This window comes from Neobacillus sp. CF12 (assembly GCF_030348765.1).
Taxonomy (GTDB): domain Bacteria; phylum Bacillota; class Bacilli; order Bacillales; family Cytobacillaceae; genus Neobacillus.
The window spans coordinates 5,377,618-5,393,504 of sequence record NZ_JAUCEU010000007.1 but is presented as its reverse complement, the minus strand read 5'-3'; the positions used below and the strand labels follow the sequence as shown (position 1 = coordinate 5,393,504).

At 37.2% G+C, this 15,887-nt stretch carries 17 protein-coding genes and 2 pseudogenes; 4 read left to right on the top strand and 15 right to left on the bottom strand.

Annotated features, from left to right (window positions below; translation table 11 throughout):
* Nucleotides 1-42 precede the first annotated feature (42 nt).
* The 3 genes and pseudogenes from QUG14_RS25755 to QUG14_RS25745 form a co-directional block, all read right to left on the bottom strand.
* On the bottom strand, nt 43-2,373 hold the full coding sequence (locus QUG14_RS25755; RefSeq protein ID WP_289343310.1) for a DNA internalization-related competence protein ComEC/Rec2: 2,331 nt from the start codon (nt 2,371-2,373) through the stop codon (nt 43-45).
* Nucleotides 2,374-2,451: 78 nt separating this feature from the next.
* Nucleotides 2,452-2,898: pseudogene (locus QUG14_RS25750) on the bottom strand (ComE operon protein 2); the annotation flags it as partial.
* A gap of 78 nt (nt 2,899-2,976) precedes the next feature.
* Nucleotides 2,977-3,612 carry a helix-hairpin-helix domain-containing protein gene (locus QUG14_RS25745; RefSeq protein WP_289343308.1) on the bottom strand — a complete coding sequence of 212 codons (636 nt, stop codon included), beginning with the start codon at nt 3,610-3,612 and terminating at the stop codon, nt 2,977-2,979.
* 87 nt (nt 3,613-3,699) lie between these two features.
* Between QUG14_RS25745 and comER the strand changes: the two genes are divergently transcribed.
* Complete coding sequence (gene comER, locus QUG14_RS25740) at nt 3,700-4,524, top strand: late competence protein ComER (RefSeq protein ID WP_289343307.1); 825 nt, start codon at nt 3,700-3,702, stop codon at nt 4,522-4,524.
* Between the two features lie 377 nt (nt 4,525-4,901).
* Nucleotides 4,902-5,103 (top strand): annotated as a pseudogene (locus QUG14_RS25735) (transposase); the annotation flags it as partial.
* Nucleotides 5,104-5,351: 248 nt separating this feature from the next.
* On the opposite strand, the gene QUG14_RS25730 reads toward QUG14_RS25735, so the two are convergent.
* Genes QUG14_RS25730 through QUG14_RS25695 form a run of 8 tightly spaced genes read right to left on the bottom strand, consistent with a single transcriptional unit; the run spans nt 5,352 to nt 10,384 of the window.
* Nucleotides 5,352-6,107 (bottom strand): class I SAM-dependent DNA methyltransferase, encoded by a 756-nt coding sequence (locus QUG14_RS25730; protein WP_289343306.1) that lies wholly within the window; start codon nt 6,105-6,107, stop codon nt 5,352-5,354.
* Nucleotides 6,104-6,460, bottom strand: a complete 357-nt coding sequence (gene rsfS, locus QUG14_RS25725; RefSeq protein ID WP_289343305.1) for a ribosome silencing factor — start codon at nt 6,458-6,460, stop codon at nt 6,104-6,106. The genes QUG14_RS25730 and rsfS overlap by 4 nt, the downstream gene beginning before the upstream one ends.
* A complete protein-coding gene (gene yqeK, locus QUG14_RS25720; RefSeq protein WP_289343304.1) occupies nt 6,460-7,029 on the bottom strand; it encodes a bis(5'-nucleosyl)-tetraphosphatase (symmetrical) YqeK in 570 nt (189 codons plus the stop codon). Before yqeK ends, rsfS begins: the two co-directional genes overlap by 1 nt.
* Entirely contained in the window at nt 7,019-7,588 is a 570-nt protein-coding gene (locus tag QUG14_RS25715) for a nicotinate-nucleotide adenylyltransferase (RefSeq protein ID WP_289343303.1), read from the bottom strand. The genes yqeK and QUG14_RS25715 overlap by 11 nt, the downstream gene beginning before the upstream one ends.
* Nucleotides 7,589-7,603: 15 nt before the next feature.
* Nucleotides 7,604-7,894, bottom strand: coding sequence for a ribosome assembly RNA-binding protein YhbY (gene yhbY / locus QUG14_RS25710; RefSeq protein ID WP_289343302.1), 291 nt, complete (start codon nt 7,892-7,894; stop codon nt 7,604-7,606).
* Nucleotides 7,888-8,727: a shikimate dehydrogenase gene (gene aroE, locus QUG14_RS25705; RefSeq protein ID WP_289343301.1), complete on the bottom strand. Its 840-nt coding sequence runs from the start codon at nt 8,725-8,727 to the stop codon at nt 7,888-7,890. The genes yhbY and aroE overlap by 7 nt, the downstream gene beginning before the upstream one ends.
* 28 nt (nt 8,728-8,755) lie before the next feature.
* On the bottom strand, nt 8,756-9,838 hold the full coding sequence (yqeH, locus tag QUG14_RS25700) for a ribosome biogenesis GTPase YqeH (protein WP_289344235.1): 1,083 nt from the start codon (nt 9,836-9,838) through the stop codon (nt 8,756-8,758).
* A 30-nt stretch (nt 9,839-9,868) separates the two neighbouring features.
* Nucleotides 9,869-10,384 (bottom strand): YqeG family HAD IIIA-type phosphatase, encoded by a 516-nt coding sequence (locus QUG14_RS25695; RefSeq protein WP_289343300.1) that lies wholly within the window; start codon nt 10,382-10,384, stop codon nt 9,869-9,871.
* A 399-nt stretch (nt 10,385-10,783) separates the two neighbouring features.
* On the opposite strand from QUG14_RS25695, the gene QUG14_RS25690 reads away from it, so the two are divergent.
* On the top strand, nt 10,784-10,924 hold the full coding sequence (locus QUG14_RS25690; protein ID WP_289343299.1) for a sporulation histidine kinase inhibitor Sda: 141 nt from the start codon (nt 10,784-10,786) through the stop codon (nt 10,922-10,924).
* 58 nt (nt 10,925-10,982) lie between these two features.
* Here QUG14_RS25690 and QUG14_RS25685 read toward each other — a convergent pair whose 3' ends face one another.
* Nucleotides 10,983-11,780: a phosphatidylserine decarboxylase gene (locus QUG14_RS25685; protein WP_289343298.1), complete on the bottom strand. Its 798-nt coding sequence runs from the start codon at nt 11,778-11,780 to the stop codon at nt 10,983-10,985.
* A 128-nt stretch (nt 11,781-11,908) separates the two neighbouring features.
* Between QUG14_RS25685 and pssA the strand changes: the two genes are divergently transcribed.
* On the top strand, nt 11,909-12,448 hold the full coding sequence (pssA, locus tag QUG14_RS25680) for a CDP-diacylglycerol--serine O-phosphatidyltransferase (protein WP_289343297.1): 540 nt from the start codon (nt 11,909-11,911) through the stop codon (nt 12,446-12,448).
* Nucleotides 12,449-12,484: 36 nt separating this feature from the next.
* Here the strand turns inward: pssA and QUG14_RS25675 are convergent, their stop codons facing one another.
* From QUG14_RS25675 to sigK, 3 genes are all read right to left on the bottom strand, one after another.
* Nucleotides 12,485-14,284 (bottom strand): M3 family oligoendopeptidase, encoded by a 1,800-nt coding sequence (locus QUG14_RS25675; RefSeq protein ID WP_289343296.1) that lies wholly within the window; start codon nt 14,282-14,284, stop codon nt 12,485-12,487.
* A 120-nt stretch (nt 14,285-14,404) separates the two neighbouring features.
* Complete coding sequence (locus tag QUG14_RS25670) at nt 14,405-14,566, bottom strand: hypothetical protein (protein ID WP_289343295.1); 162 nt, start codon at nt 14,564-14,566, stop codon at nt 14,405-14,407.
* Nucleotides 14,567-14,676: 110 nt separating this feature from the next.
* Nucleotides 14,677-15,393, bottom strand: a complete 717-nt coding sequence (sigK, locus tag QUG14_RS25665; protein WP_045517798.1) for an RNA polymerase sporulation sigma factor SigK — start codon at nt 15,391-15,393, stop codon at nt 14,677-14,679.
* Nucleotides 15,394-15,887 lie beyond the last annotated feature (494 nt).

The window sequence follows — 15,887 nt, the reverse complement described above, 5'->3', positions numbered from 1 at the left end:
GGAGGCTGCAATCCTGCAGTCTCTTTTTCGTTTTTGGAGATGTTATTGCTTTATCTTATGTAAATAGGCAGAAAAGGTTCCACTGTCCTTATAAAACCTATAGGTGATGGCACCTTGGTTATCAGTTCGGTATATAGTTGTATTCGAGAGCTGCTCTAAGACTTCGTTATGAGGATGGCCATAACGATTACGTTCACCAACTGAAATTAAGGCAATAGAGGGTTTAATTTTATTTATAAATTTCTCACTCGTCGAGGTTTTACTGCCATGATGTCCTGCCTTCAGTACATCAATATGTAAATTAGGATATTTCTCAATAATCTTTTCTTCTCCCTCCTGGTCGAGATCTCCGCCAAAAAACCAGTTAAGCCCTCCTATATTTGCGATAATCGCAATTGAACCACTATTTCGTTCACCTTGATAATTTTTTTCAGGACTTAGAACATAGAATAAACTTTTACCATTTTTCCATTGGCTCCCTTCAGCCACCTTAACAACCTGAATTTGTCTTTTATTTGCCTCCTGAATGATATTTATTTCAGATTTTGAAGGTTCAGCAACTGAGGGCATTAATATTTGTTTCACTTTTATATCCTTTAAAACGGCAAGAGTTCCGCCAATATGATCGGTATCACCATGTGTAAGAATGAGTTTATCTATTTTTGTAATACCCTTTCCTTTTAAATAAGGGACTACCACATCTCTTCCGACTTCATATGGTTTTGCTGCCTTTTTCCACTCTTCCTCTTCAAATTGAATCGTTCCCCCTGTATCAATTAAATAAGTACCTTTACCAAAGGGGTAATGAATCAAAATACTATCGCCCTGTCCAACATCTATCATAGTGACTTCACCAAATGGATTTGCCCAATTAAATACGGTCTGAAACGTAACTAAGGCAATCGCTAAATAAATAGCCTTTTGTTTCCTCCTTTGTTGAAAACCCGCTTCCCATAATAGAAAAATAAAGAAGATGATCACCACATAAATAGTAAAGATCATTAAGTTTGGCCTTCCCGTGACAAGCTGTGCGAAAGATAGGTCTGCTAGATAGTCAATTATTCCATTTGCTAAAGTAATGATTTTCATAAATAGGGCTATGAGAATGGATGGACTATCACCAAAAACAATTTGAATAAGAAAAAGGATATATAATCCTGGGAGAAATAAAAACGAGAAAAGCGGGATATAAAGAAGATTGGCTGCAATGCTAATAAAGGAGATTTCAAAAAAATGATAAAGTAAAATCGGTAATGCTGCGAGCTGAGCGATAATGGATATAGCAATCATCGCTGTGATAATTTGTTGGTACCTTGGTAAAATTCTGAGTGATAAAATAATGGCATAACTTACTGAAAAAGATAGCTGAAAGCCGGCATCTAAGATAATTAAAGGAGAAAAAAACACATAAATCATTAATGTAAGGCTTATGGCATCAATGGGTGACAATTTGATTTGTTTGTTCCATTTTATAATAGATAAAATAAGGAAGAGCGTTAGAACTGCGCGAATTACCGAGGGAGAAGCACCTGTTAGAATGGCATATATCGGCAAAATGATCAGAAGAAAATTCGTCATGAATTGCCTAGTCAAACCAATTCTAATTCCTAAATAAAAAACCATTCCAATTAACAAGGAAACATGAAGGCCCGAAATTGCCAGTAAATGAACAATGCCGGTTTTTTGATAATTCAATAGGACTTCAGGGTCAAACATACTTCTATCGCCAAATATTAAGGCAGCTGACAGCGAAGCAATTTCTGGAGGAAAGTGTTTTTCCAAATAGTGAATGCCAGTAAATCGCACTTCTTTAATCAGGGTTAATGGAGTTGATTTAACTTCAGCACATTGATTTAGGGGGTTATTTTCTATTTCAAGTACATAATATACTTTTTTACTGGCTAAATATTTACGGTAGTTAAAAGCATTGGGATTTTTAGCAATAGATGGGTCTGTTAATACCCCTTTAACATAACAAACACGTCCATAAAAATTGGTGCCTTTTAGAGTATCTTTTTCTTCCTCCGATTTAATTTTATAGCGTATTAAAAGCCTTTCCTTATTCTTTAGGTCAATTGCTCTAACCTGAAGCAAATCACCATCAAGCTTTGTATTTTCCGTATATTCTAGATAAAAGGTTGTAAGGGAATCTGGCAGGTTGGTTTTATTATTTATGATTGTATGTTTACCGGTGATGAAAAAGAGAAGAAAAAGGCAGGTGAGGAGGACCAATTGTAATTTTGTATACCTTTTATACCTGTAGAGGAGATAAAAGTAAATAATTGAACAAAGTACAGAAGGCAGAAAAAAGAAAAGGGAAGTTAATACACCTAATATGGCAGTAATCGCAAAATAGAAATATTTACCGTTCATGAGGTTATCTCCATTAATCCGGGGATGTATTTAACGCCGGGTAACCGGCGTTAGTTTTGAGGATTATTGACTTATTTTACGAAAATCAATCACAGACTCTTTAAGTTCAACCTTTTCTGTTTTTACACTTGCTTGCTGAAATAATTCCACTGCGTGGGGATGGTTTTTATAATCCTCTGCATAATAGACTGTTTTAATCCCAGCTTGTATTATCGCTTTACAGCACTGCAGGCATGGGAAATGAGTAACATAAATCTCTGAATCTGCTGTAGGTACACCAAATTTAGCACATTGCAGGAGGGCATTCATTTCGGCATGAATCGTCCTAACACAATGATTATCGATGACATAGCAGCCTTTATCAATACAATGGTCTCCACCCGCAATTGACCCGTTGTAGCCGCCTGCAATAATTCTCTTATCTCGAACGATCGTTGCTCCCACTGTTAACCTAGTGCAAGTACTTCTTAATGCCAGCAAATGGCTTTGCGCCATAAAATATTGATCCCATGAAATGCGTTCCACTTCTCCAACTCCTCCAAAATTCGATTTATTTCTCTCTTTAGTGTAATATCGAAGTCTTTAATAGGTCAATTATAATTCTTATTGAACAACAATTAGATCTTTTAGTTTTTCAAATGTTTTATCACCAATCCCGCTAATATTTTTCAAATCTTCAACACTTTTAAACAACCCATTTGTTTCTCTATATTCGATTATGGCAGTGGCTTTTGAAGGACCAATTCCAGGTAAGTTTTGCAATTCATTTATATCTGCCTTATTGAGATTAATTTTTGCTTGGTTTGTTGATCCACCGTCCGTGTGCGGAAGTGTCCCTGTTGTTCCCGCCGCAACGGGAATCCCTTCCTCTCCCATTGCAGGAATATAAATAACCATAGCATCTTGAACATGCTCTGCAAAATTCACTTTGCTTTCATCTGCGTTTTCAGTTAGTCCTCCAGCTCGTTGTATTACATCTATCACCCTTTCTCCCTGTTTAGATGAATACACCCCTGGCATTTTCACCTGCCCCTTTACATCCACTATTATAATAGCAACTTCCTCAGTCTGGTTTTGAGTTTTTTGGATTTCATTCTCGTCCTTTACTTCTGGTGGAACAAAATTTTCTACATTACTCACAACAGATTTACTTTCCTCTAAGACATAATAAATGGCTCCTAAGGCTAGAATGGCCGCAATAATGATATAAAGCTTATGCTCATTTATCCAATCCTTCAAATTGAATCCACCCTTTCTATTGGTATATTTCACTAGCTAATTTCATATTGTTATTAGAGAATCTGCATGCGAAGGAGGGTCGGAATAATGAAAATTGGTATCATTGGTACCGGTAATATGGGGACAATTTTGGTCGAGGCTTTAATCGATGGAAAAGCAGTTTCCCCTTCTTCAATGGTTATTACAAATAGATCAAAAACAAAAGCGATGCTGCTTAAAGATAAATATAGAGGGATCAGGGTTGGGGAAAATGCAGCTGAAGTGGCATCTCAATCCGATTTAGTGTTTATTTGTGTTAAACCTTTGGATGTCTATAAAATACTTAATGAGATTAATCCACATTTGAATAATAGAAAATGTATCATTTCCATCACAAGTCCTATCGATACAAACCTTCTTGAGGAGAAGACAACTTGTTCAGTGGTCAGGGTTATTCCGAGCATTACAAATCGTGCATTAGCGGGAGTCTCTCTCATTACGTATGGGGGTCATTGCAGTGAGAATTGGAAAACAAAAGTAGAGAGTTTGTTCGCGAAGATTTCGGTTCCAGTAACAATTGATGAGAAAATAACAAGAGTTGCTTCTGATATCGTTAGCTGTGGTCCAGCATTTTTCAGTTATCTTCTGCAACGTTTTATTCTTGCAGCTGTAAAAGAAACTGAGATCGATCAAGAGACAGCAACGGTAATGGCTAGTGAGATGATTATAGGACTAGGAGAGTTAATAAAACAAGGGCATTATACATTACCTTCATTACAAGAAAAGGTTTGTGTTAAGGGCGGTATTACTGGTGAGGGCATTAAGGTGATGGAGGAAGAGCTTGGAGAAATCTTCGAACACATTTTCCAAGCAACCCATGCAAAATTTAATGAAGACCTTGAAAAAGTTAATTCGCAATTCTATAAGCATTAATTCGCTAAGAAAAGTCAAATTCCTTTAATTTTTTCAACAAAAAGCCATCTTTTTTTAAAAAGATGGCTCAGGCTGTCGAGAAACTCTCGACAGTCTTTTATTTTGGCTCTTTTCTTATAGAATGTTGTTTTTTGTATACAAATGGACCGTTCCTTTCCGCTACAGGTGCTTGCTTTCCGCGGGGAGGAAGTCGAGCCTCCTCGACGCTGCGCGTCTGTGGGGTCTCGACCTTTCCTCTACATCCCGCAGGAGTCAAGCACCTTTCGCTCCAATCCACTCCTTGCTACCTATATTGATAATGGCACCAATCTTACAGAAAAGGAGACTTTGGAAGAGCATAAGGAAAAGGTAAGAATTAACCGGCTTTCAAAATCAGGAAAGTACTTTATAAATTTAGAAAGGAAAAAGTAGAGCGAAGCTTCGCAGATTCAAAAGAACTGCATGAGGCTTCGCTATTGTAGGTTACGGGGATTGCATAATGCGAGTGAGCAAGTGTTACTCACCGCAGCATGCCAAAATATAAAAAGATTGCTACACACTTGTCTAGGCTGGAAAAAGTGTGTGGTAATTCTAAGTTAATGCACCCCTGTTGATTGGAGCGGAAGGTGCGAAGACTCCTGCGGGAGTACGGGGCAGGGGAGACCCCGCAGGCGCTTCAGCGCCGAGGAGGCTTCCCGGCACGGCCGCGGAAAGCGAAGCACCTGGAGCGGAAATCAACAGGCCATTGAGCAGGCAGGAATTTTTCAAAAAATCGTAGGTTAGTCTTTGTTTAAATAAAAAATTGCCGAGAAAGATACCCTTTCTCGACAATCTGGAGCCATCTTTTTTTAAAAAGATGGCTTTTTCCTTGCTATGAAAAATATTCTTTCTGACTGATGCTTTGGTTCACTATCTTCAAAATCGGCATTGATTTCGAGGATTTCGAAGCCAGCGTTTTCTAACCAATCAGAATACTGCCCGACAGGGTATGTTCTTTGGAAATGAACCTCATCAAATCGATCATATTTGCCAGTCTGTTCATCGAAGACAAAGAAACTTAGTTCATGTTCAACACTATTTGTCTCTTCACCGGCAAAGCTATTCCAAATGTAGGATACATCATCATCTGCTAACGCAAAGGTTTGGTTGATAAAACCCTGAGAAATTTTATAAACAGAATGGACATCAAACAAGAATAGACCTTCATCCTTTAGGTGTTCATAAGCACTAGAAAAGGTATGTATTACATCATCGTCTGATTTTAAATAATTTAATGAATCACAAAAAATACCGATTATATCGAATTCTCCGTGACCTTCTAAATTTGCCATATCTTGCTCAAAAAAAGGGATAGACAGTCCCTCTTCCTGTGCTTTTGCCTGTGCAACTGCAAGCATGTCTGCTGATAAATCTACACCGGTAACGGAAAAGCCCTCCTTAGCAAATCGAACGGAGAGCTCGCCAGTACCGCATGCCAAATCAAGTAAATTTTTACCATCTACTTGATATTTCTGCAATTTAGCTTTTACAAATTTAACCCATTCCTCATAAGGAGCATCTTGCATGAGCTCGTCATAAAGATAGGCAAACTGTTCGTAACTCATGTCGTTAACTCACTACGAATATCCTCTAATGGAGCATCTCCCCATAACCGTTCCAACTTGTAATAACTTCTTTCATCACGGTGGAAAACATGTGCAACAACATCTCCAAGGTCAATGAGGATCCATGTAGCTTCATCAAAGCCTTCCATTCTTCGCACATTATATCCGCTTTCTTCAGCTTTTTCTTTAATTTCCCTTGCAATCGCCTGTACTTGTTTGTCAGAGTTCCCATGACAAATTATAAAATAATCGGCAATTAAGGAGATACCCTGCATATTGAGTGCTAGAATATCCTCAGCTCTTTTATCATCTGCAGCCTTTACGGCAATTTTTAATAACTCTTGATTAGTCATTAATCATCCTCCTGTCTCAATACGAGATCATTATATGTTTGAAAGCTTTCCGGATAAACCGGTTGGTTCTTTTTCATTAAGAATAGTATGGTATTTTTTACTGCTTGTATTAACGCACTGTTTAAATTTTCTCTTGCTAAAGCTCTAACTTCATCCACACCTGGAAAATGGCGGCCAGGTTCAATATAATCTGCTAAGTAGATTATTTTTTCCAGCAGAGTCATTCCTGGTCTTCCGGATGTGTGATAGCGAATAGCGTCTAGTACTTGCCTATCGTTTATGCCTGCTTCCATTTCTACAAGATAGGCTCCTGCTGGCGCATGCCATAACTCTGCATGAAAGTGTAGTAAATCTTGTGGGAATTTCTGAGTCAAGATAATTTGTCTCATTTCATCCTTAGGACGAAACTTTGCATAATCATGAAAAATTGCCGCTATTTCAGCTTTTTTTACATCAGCACCATATTGTTCTGCTAACGCAATAGCCGTTTCCATGACACCTAATGTATGCTGATATCTATGGTCAGTCAACTGTTCTTTTACAATTTTTAATGCCTCTTCACGTTCCATATAAATGCTTCTCCCTAATAAAATCGATGACCGGGTCAGGTAATAAATAGCGAATCGTCATGCCTTGTTCTACTCTTTCTCTTATCATACTTGACGAAACATCGAATGCTGGAACATCCACATAGGTAATCGGATACTCCGTTTCCAGGCTGTATTCAGGTCTTTCAACACCAACAAATTGGACAAGCTCTATCAACTCATCTATTTTATGCCATTTAGGCAGGTACTCTATCATGTCTGCGCCAATAATGAAGTAAAATTGATGATGTGGAAATCGCTCGTTTAATAACTTCATGGTATCGATAGTGAAGGAAGGACCAGACCTTCCAAGCTCAATCTTTTCGACTTTAAATGCCGGATTCCCTTTAATCGAAAGTTCAAGCATTTGCAAGCGGTCTTGATTTTCAACCGATTCCGATTTCTTCTTATGAGGAGGCTCTTGGTTCGGCATAAACCAAATTTCATCTAGATTAAGTTTAGAGAGTACCTCATTAGCTATTAACAAATGTCCAAAATGAGGCGGGTCAAATGTTCCTCCCAAAATCCCAACCTTTGTCATGAAGAAACCTCCTTCCTATGGAAGTGAAATTTGTTTCTTTTCCACCGACTCTTTATAAAGGACGATTGTATTTCCAATAATTTGGACAATATCAGCACCTGTACCCTCGGCTAATTGCTGTGCAACCACATTTTTATCTTCTTCACAATTTTGTAAAACACTTATTTTAAAAAGTTCTCTCGCCTCTAAGGCTTCTGCCACTTGTTTGATCATATTTTCATTTACTCCGCCTTTTCCTACTTGAAAAATGGGATCTAAATGATGGGCTTTTGACCTTAAAAATCTTTTTTGTTTTCCTGTTAACATTTCACGCCTCCAAGCTGTTGTAATACATTTTCTCTCATTCTTTTTACATCTGGAAAGATTCCTGTCCATTTCTCAAAAGCAAGAGCCCCTTGATAAACAAACATTTCTACTCCATTTTGGACAGTTGCGCCCTTTTTTCTTGCTTCGATTAATAACTGTGTTTCTAACGGGTTGTAAATAATATCACAAACCAGGGATTGGGAACTTAAATTCCGCAGGCTAATGGGCATTTCGCTAATATTTGGGTACATCCCTATCATCGTTGTCTGAATAACCACATCATATTCATGCAAATGAATTTCCGCCTCCTCTAAAGTTAAGGCTTTAGAGTTTGTTTCATACGGACATGATTCAATGAGTTCTTGTGCTTTAATGACAGTACGATTCGCAATATCAATTGTCTGTGGGTTCATTTTGGCCATTGTGAAATAGATTGCTCTAGCCGCCCCACCTGCACCTAAAACTAATACTTTCTTGTCAGTAAAGGATGAAATATAGGGCTCTAATCCTTTTATAAACCCATATCCATCCGTATTATAGCCGACAAATTTTCCGTTTTCATTTACAACCGTGTTGACGGCTCCAATACTTAAGGCTAATTCATCAATTTCATCTAAAAAAGGGATGATGGCACTTTTATGAGGTATTGTTATATTAAAGCCTGAAATACCAATTGCCTTTAAACCTTTAACTGCTGTTTCTAAATCCCCTCTGCTTACGTGAAAAGGATGATAGTGAGCATCTATTACATAAAATGAAAGTATATCATTAAGCATGACAGGCGACATGGAATGACCAATTGGATCTCCAAGTACCGCAAATAGTTTTTTCACCCTGTTTCTCCCCCATTTACCTTATCTCTTATATTAAAGATTTCCGTATTAAGGTTTGTACACCTTTTGGTACGTATGCGGCCACTTTTACTCCGGGCTCGTTAACTGTTATCCAGCCAAGTCCTGAAAATACAACGTCCGTCTTTGCATCTTTAATGATAAATTCTTGTTTTACCAACTCAGGAAATGATTCTAATTCATCTTTCCGAGGTGGTGCTAACATTTCCCCTACATGGTTTTTGTATAGTTCATCAGCATTTTCTGTTTTTGTCCGGTGGATGTTTATTTCATTTGAAACATGGCAGACAAATGAATTTCTGCCTCCACTAATAAAATCAAATCGTGCAAGTCCCCCGAAAAATAAGGTTTGTCCCTCATTTAATTGAAACACTTTAGGCTTTATTTCTTTTTTAGGAGTAATAACCTTTAAATCATTCTTATCGACAAAATGAGCCATCTGATGATGATTGATAATTCCAGGTGAATCAATCAGTGATTTTCCATCCTCAAGTGGAATTTTTATGATGTCTAATGTAGTTCCAGGAAAGTGTGATGTAGTAATAATATCTCCTTCTCCAGTAACCTCTTTAATAATTCTATTTATAAAAGTAGATTTCCCTACATTTGTACATCCTACGACATAGACATCTTTTCCATTTCTCATTTCGTCGATTGCAGCGGCCGTTTCTCTAATGAACTTCCCTTTTTCTGCACTGACTAAAAATACTTCTTCCGGTCTTAACCCTAGCTCTTTTGATTCATGTTTCATCCAATTTATCAATTTGTTATGTTTTACTGATTTAGGCAATAGGTCTACCTTGTTACCAACAAGCAAGATTTTGTTATTTCCTACAAATCGGTGTAATCCAGGCAGCCAACTTCCATTAAAATCAAAAATATCAACAATCATCACAATCAAGGCATCCGTCTGACCAATTCCATTCAAAATTTTTAAGAAGTCGTCATCCGTTAAACTGACATCCTGGACCTCGTTGTAATGCTTTAATCGAAAACAGCGTTGACAAATAATACTTTCTTTTTCGAGTGCTGATGACGGTGCATATCCTAATTCCGCAGGGTTTTCAGTTTGAACCTTAACCCCGCAACCCATGCATAAGTATTGCTCTTGTTCGCTCACACTTTAATCCTCCCATTGAATCATGCCTTTTTTCCTGAACCAATTCAATATTCTTCGTTCAGCAAAGCGGTTAAATTTAGTAATAAATCCATCTGTTTGCGCAACAGGGACCACTAGAATGGTATGAAATCCGCTGCGATTACCACCTAAAACATCCGTTAATAATTGGTCACCAATAACGACAGCTTCTTCCTTTTTGATTCCCATTTGGGAAAGTGCCTTATTAAATGCGCGCACCAACGGTTTACGAGCTTGAAATATAAATGGAATTTGTAATGGGTCTGAGAATTCCTTTACACGTATTTCATTATTATTAGAAACAATCGTAACGAGTATATTGTGCTTTTTTATTTGTTCGAACCATTTTATTAACTCAGGGGTGGCATTTGGTCGATCCCATTCCACAAGAGTATTATCCAAATCAGTAATAATGCCCTTAATCCCTCTTTTTTTCAAATCCTCTGGATGAATATCTAATATGCTTTTTACATGTTCATCAGGTAGAAATTTCTTTAACACTAAGCTTACACCTCATTAATTCATCTGTTTATCTGTACCATCATAACCAATTTTACCCTTAGTATCAAAATAAAACTATTATAGCTGTTATGTTTTTATTATTTGTTAAACTCAGACATTTTTGCTGTAAATAATTATAAAAAAATATTTTTCGACAAAATTTCAGCTTTTACACACCTGTGGATAACTTTATTAACATTATACCCATTGTTTCGGTTACTTTTTTATACTTTATAAACAATTTAATCACAAGTTATCCACTGCTAATTGTGAATAATTGGAAAGGTTGTCCATTTAAAGTTAATTTGGTAGATTTAGGGTACACCAATTGAACCTACCATTTTATGCTTCATTTATATCCTTTAGTACATTATTTTTTATATGGAGGTGCATTCTGGCTTGCGTAAACTGTCAGATGAGTTATTAATTGAATCCTACTATAAAGCAAGAGAATTAAATCTCAGTCCCGAGTTTATTGATCTTATTGAGACAGAAATCCATCGTCGATCGTTGTTTAATAAATTGAAGATTTCTTCTTAAGTTGATATCCTATGCCCCTCGAGGGCTTTTTCTTTTGTCCTCAAAAAAACGGCACCTTTCAAGCGCCGCCGTTTCCCTTGACCATGACCCCGATTTTTTCTCCAATCCTAATATCCTTTGGTGTTCGAATCGAGGAATCCAATTGAAAAACGCCCTTTTGGAACAATAATACCACCGTGGAACCGAAACTAAAGTAAGCCATTTCTCCACCTTTTTTAAGCATCGTACCTGTGTGCGTTTTTTCAATTGAGTTTACAAACATTGCTCCTACTTTCACAATTGCAATATGTCCCCATTCAGTATCCACTTCTGTAATCATTCGATAATTTTTTGCTAACGTTCTAACACCATATTTTAAGCCCAATTTATTAACTGGATATGACTTAGAACCAAGCGTCCACTGTTTAACAATTGTTCCCTCTACGGGACTATGAATCCGATGATAATGACTCGGGCTTAAATATAGAATCATATATGTACCATCTAAATACTTATATACTGACTCTTGACTTCCTAACATTTCTTGAATGGAATATGTCTTTCCTTTGACCAAAATCTCACTTGTTTGATTAATGGATCCCACATCCTCAATTACGGCGTCTACAGGGCTTACAACCGAGTTTGAGAGTGTATCAATTAATCGAGCATCGCTTCTAAGTGTTCGAATAAATAAATCATGAAGTGTTGGATATTCATGTAGTGATTTTTCCATTTCATCCTGATTTAATTTATAAATCTTCGCGAATGAAGGGACAACAAATCTGCTTATTTTGGAACGGGCAAAACGATGTAAAATGACAGATGTCCATTTCCCATTGGTAAGTTCTATCATTAAACGGTATACTTGCTTAAACATTACATGACCCCCAAAAAGTGTAAAAATACTCTTTACGAAACTTCTTAAAAAGCTTAATATTAAATATAATAGATCAATGAAAAAAATAGTGTTCTCTTCCGGCTTGTTGAAAGGAGTGGTGGAGTTAAATGTTTTTATTAGACGTTTTTGATTCTACAATTAAGAAACTTAAGTCCCAAACTGCAAATGTCATTACATTAACAAATTTATCTTTTGGTGGTTTTGCGATTATTTTTGCCATGGAAGGAAATTTACGATTAAGCTTGCTATTAATTTTTATCGCTGCATTAGCTGATCGCTTTGATGGAATGGCGGCTAGAAAATTTAATATTGAATCAGAGCTAGGCAAACAATTAGATTCCATGAGTGATATTATATCATTTGGAGTCGCGCCAGCACTATTACTATATCAAGGAATTTTAAATGAATTTGGCGGTCCTGGATCTTTCTTCACCGTTTTTTATATCGGTTGTGGTGCTTTTAGATTGGCTCGCTTCAATGTTACGGAAAGCAACGGGTATTTTACAGGCTTACCGATTACGGCAGCAGGCTGCTTAGCGACATTAAGCTTTTTAGCTATTCCATACGTACCAGCCCAAACATTTTTATTTATTATCATCATCTTATCTTTCCTGATGGTTAGCCCATTTAAACTTAGAAAGATGTAACAAGGAAAGCCCAGCAGACTCTGCTGGGCTGTTTCTTTATTTATTTTGCGTTAATTGAAGGAATTCCTCAATATCATCAATACAAATTTTGACTGCTTTTTCCCAGAAATCTTTTTGAACTAAATCCACTTCTAAATGCTTGGCTGCCAAATCCTCAACGGTCATGGAAGCGGTATCTCTTAATAAGGCAATGTACTTTTCTTCGTATCCTTTACCTTCCTCAAGTGCCTGAGCATATATTCCCAGCGAGAACAAATAGCCAAATGTATATGGAAAATTATAAAATGGTACGCTCGTAATAAAGAAATGAAGCTTAGATGCCCAGAATAATGGATGATATTCGTCTAATGCATCACAATAAGCTTCCTTCTGTGCACCTTCCATTAATTCATTTAAGGTTTCCACTGATACTGGACCGCGCTTTCTCTCTTCATAAAAACGTGTCTCGAATAAAAAGCGGGTATGGATGTTCATTAAAAGAGCAACCGTTCTTTGAATTTTGTCATCTAGCAAAGCCAGCTTTTCTTCTTCATCCTTAGCATTTTTCACGGCTGCGTCTGCGACTATCATTTCAGCAAAAGTCGAAGCAGTTTCTGCGACATTCATGGCATATCCGCGATTGAGATAATGTACTCCCCTCATGGCATAGGAGTGAAATCCATGGCCAAGCTCATGGGCAAGTGTAGATACATTAGAAGGTGTACCGGAATAAGTCATGAAAATACGAGATTCTTCACTTTCTGGGAATCCGGTACAAAAACCTCCTGGTGCTTTTCCAGGACGATCTTCTGCTTCAATCCATTGGTCTTCAAAGGCTTTCTTTGCAAAATCGGACATTTTTTCACCAAAAAGGGCAAAATTTTGTTCAATAAATTTAGCACCTTCTTGGTAGGAAACTTTTGACTCTGTTTTTCCATATGGTGCGTCTAAATCAAACCAACTTAATTTTTCAAGACCTAAAAGTTTAGCTTTACGATTCATATAATCAACGAGTGGCTGTTTATTTTCAGAAATCACAGACCACATGGTTTCTAATGTTTCTTTTTTCATCCGATTAATACTTAAAGGTTCTTTTAATACATCTTCCCAACCGCGTTTTTTATACACATTCAAACGGAAACCTGAAAGATGATTTAATGTTTTCGATAAGTAATCACTTTGTTCATTCCAAGATTTTTCCCAACTTTTAAAAACTGCTTTACGGACTTCCCTGTCAGAACTGGAAAATTTATTAGCAGCCTGGCCAACAGAAAGATGTTTTACCTCACCATTTTCCTCCAAAGGAATTTTAATTTTACTAACAATGAGATCATACAATTGTCCCCAACCGTGGTAGCCATCCACACCAAGTGCACTAATTAGCGCTTCTTCCTCAATAGAAAGCTTGTCTTTTGCTCGTTCGCGCCGTTCAGTGAGAGAAAACGTCAACTCTGACAGATAATCATCTTCTAACACTTGAGCCCAAACCTCATCATTGATGGATGATAAAAGGTTGTCAAATGCACTAAGTGCGGATTGAAACGTTGCACTTAGCCCAGTTACAGTAGCCTCAAGTGCATAGGCTTTCTTATCTTCCGTATTTTGGGCCTGCAGGCAGCCTACAAACGCCCCTGCCTGACGAAGCTTTTTACCAGCCTGCTCAAAGTCTGTTAGTAACTCATTAAGGTAAATCTTGTCCTGTACTGTATTGAGTGGAGTCCAGTTGTTAACTTTTGACTCGAAATGCTCAATTAATTCTTTTGTTACCTTTAAGTGGTCTGCGAATTCAGTTGAAGCGCTTCCACCTTTAAAAAATACTTCAAGATTCCACACATCCGAGTATGTAGTAGCTGTCATTATGTTACCCCCTTATCTATGTACCTTTATATTATAAATATATTATTAGAAGAATTCTATTATTTGCATTTAACATAAAAAATAGCTTGTGCAATGATTACACAAGCATTTAGCTGCTCTTTAACAGCAAGTTGTATAGTACCACCAGCCGCCAAAGATGAGCACTAGTATTAGTAAAACAATGAAGAGTGCGTACCATCCACCGCCGCCAGATGCATAAGGAACAGGATAAACTGGATATGGGGCAGAATAACAGCAGGGACTTGTATAACCATATGACATATAAATACCCCCTTTTCCCTTTTAATAATAGCGTATGTGCCTGTTTACTTTTTCGTATAGGCATCTGCCGATTTACAGTAAAAAACAGAGTCGGAAAGGTCCGGCTCTGCTTAGTTCTTTTTCTTTCGTTCTTTTTCAGCACGATAAAATTCATGAAACATTTTCATTAATGCGCGCTTCTCAATCCTAGAAACATAGCTTCTGGAAATGCCTAATTCTTTGGCGATTTCTCTCTGAGTCTTTTCCTTTTGAAGGTCAAGGCCAAAACGACCAACAATGACTTCTTTTTCTCTGTCGTCAAGGACATCAATATATTTCCGAATTTTTTCGAGTTCCATGTTTAATTGGATGGTATCGATGACATCTTCTGATTCAGATTTGAGTACATCAATGAGTGAGATTTCATTGCCTTCTTTATCCTGTCCAATCGGGTCATGCAAGGAAACATCTTTCTTCGTCTTCTTCAGTGCCCGTAGATGCATGAGGATCTCGTTTTCGATACAGCGGGCGGCATAGGTCGCAAGCTTTGTTCCCTTGCCCTCTGAATAGCTCTCAATCGCTTTAATTAATCCAATCGTTCCAATTGAAATTAAATCCTCTGAATCTTCCCCTGTATTTTCAAATTTTTTGACAATATGAGCTACAAGCCGTAAATTATGTTCAATCAACATATTACGAGCATGTGAATCCCCTTCCGCCATCAACCGTAAATATTTCCGTTCATCTGCAGCAGATAGGGGCTGCGGAAAAGCATTGTTTTTTACATAAGAGACAAGAAATAAGAATTCCTTTATTAGATACCCAAGTGCTGTGAAAATCCCTGCCATGCACATCCACCCCCGTGCTTTTTTAGGGCTTTGCCTATAACTAATTCCTATGTTAGAAACAGGATGATTGTGTCTGTCCAAAACATTTTATTTGAAAATACAGCCTTTTATCTCATAATAAAAAAAGTACTGACCTAGTAAAAGGCCAATACTTTTCCGTTTATTCCACACTTAACTCTGCTGTTATTACACAACTAATCGCCCCGGTAATGACCAAAGCCATCACAATCATGAACATATTCTCCACCCCTTAAGATAGATCCTTTTATCTACTTCGAATTTATCATATTTTCACAGTATCTAACTTAAGGGGATGTGAACATTTTGTTAACAATCATTTAGCGCTATTATCATATATTTTAATTTATGTTATTATTTTCAGATTTTCTTTTTTTCTTTAGAAATAGAAATAATAAAAAGTTATGCACCGGCATTTGTAGTTACCTCCTCATTTAGATTAACTAGGTGGTATCCTTCATACTCCATAAGCTAGC

Bases quoted from the DNA above. Each gene is read 5' to 3' on its own strand.
- QUG14_RS25685 (WP_289343298.1), bottom strand. From the start codon at position 11,780: ATGTTTAAGCAAGTATACCGTTTAATGATAGAACTTACCAATGGGAAA.
- yhbY (WP_289343302.1), bottom strand. From the start codon at position 7,894: ATGTTAACAGGAAAACAAAAAAGATTTTTAAGGTCAAAAGCCCATCAT.
- QUG14_RS25715 (WP_289343303.1), bottom strand. From the start codon at position 7,588: ATGACAAAGGTTGGGATTTTGGGAGGAACATTTGACCCGCCTCATTTT.
- QUG14_RS25730 (WP_289343306.1), bottom strand. From the start codon at position 6,107: ATGAGTTACGAACAGTTTGCCTATCTTTATGACGAGCTCATGCAAGAT.
- QUG14_RS25675 (WP_289343296.1), bottom strand. From the start codon at position 14,284: ATGACAGCTACTACATACTCGGATGTGTGGAATCTTGAAGTATTTTTT.
- QUG14_RS25670 (WP_289343295.1), bottom strand. From the start codon at position 14,566: ATGTCATATGGTTATACAAGTCCCTGCTGTTATTCTGCCCCATATCCA.
- yqeH (WP_289344235.1), bottom strand. From the start codon at position 9,838: ATGGGTTGCGGGGTTAAGGTTCAAACTGAAAACCCTGCGGAATTAGGA.
- QUG14_RS25755 (WP_289343310.1), bottom strand. From the start codon at position 2,373: ATGAACGGTAAATATTTCTATTTTGCGATTACTGCCATATTAGGTGTA.
- comER (WP_289343307.1), top strand. From the start codon at position 3,700: ATGAAAATTGGTATCATTGGTACCGGTAATATGGGGACAATTTTGGTC.
- sigK (WP_045517798.1), bottom strand. From the start codon at position 15,393: ATGGCAGGGATTTTCACAGCACTTGGGTATCTAATAAAGGAATTCTTA.
- pssA (WP_289343297.1), top strand. From the start codon at position 11,909: ATGTTTTTATTAGACGTTTTTGATTCTACAATTAAGAAACTTAAGTCC.
- rsfS (WP_289343305.1), bottom strand. From the start codon at position 6,460: ATGACTAATCAAGAGTTATTAAAAATTGCCGTAAAGGCTGCAGATGAT.
- yqeK (WP_289343304.1), bottom strand. From the start codon at position 7,029: ATGGAACGTGAAGAGGCATTAAAAATTGTAAAAGAACAGTTGACTGAC.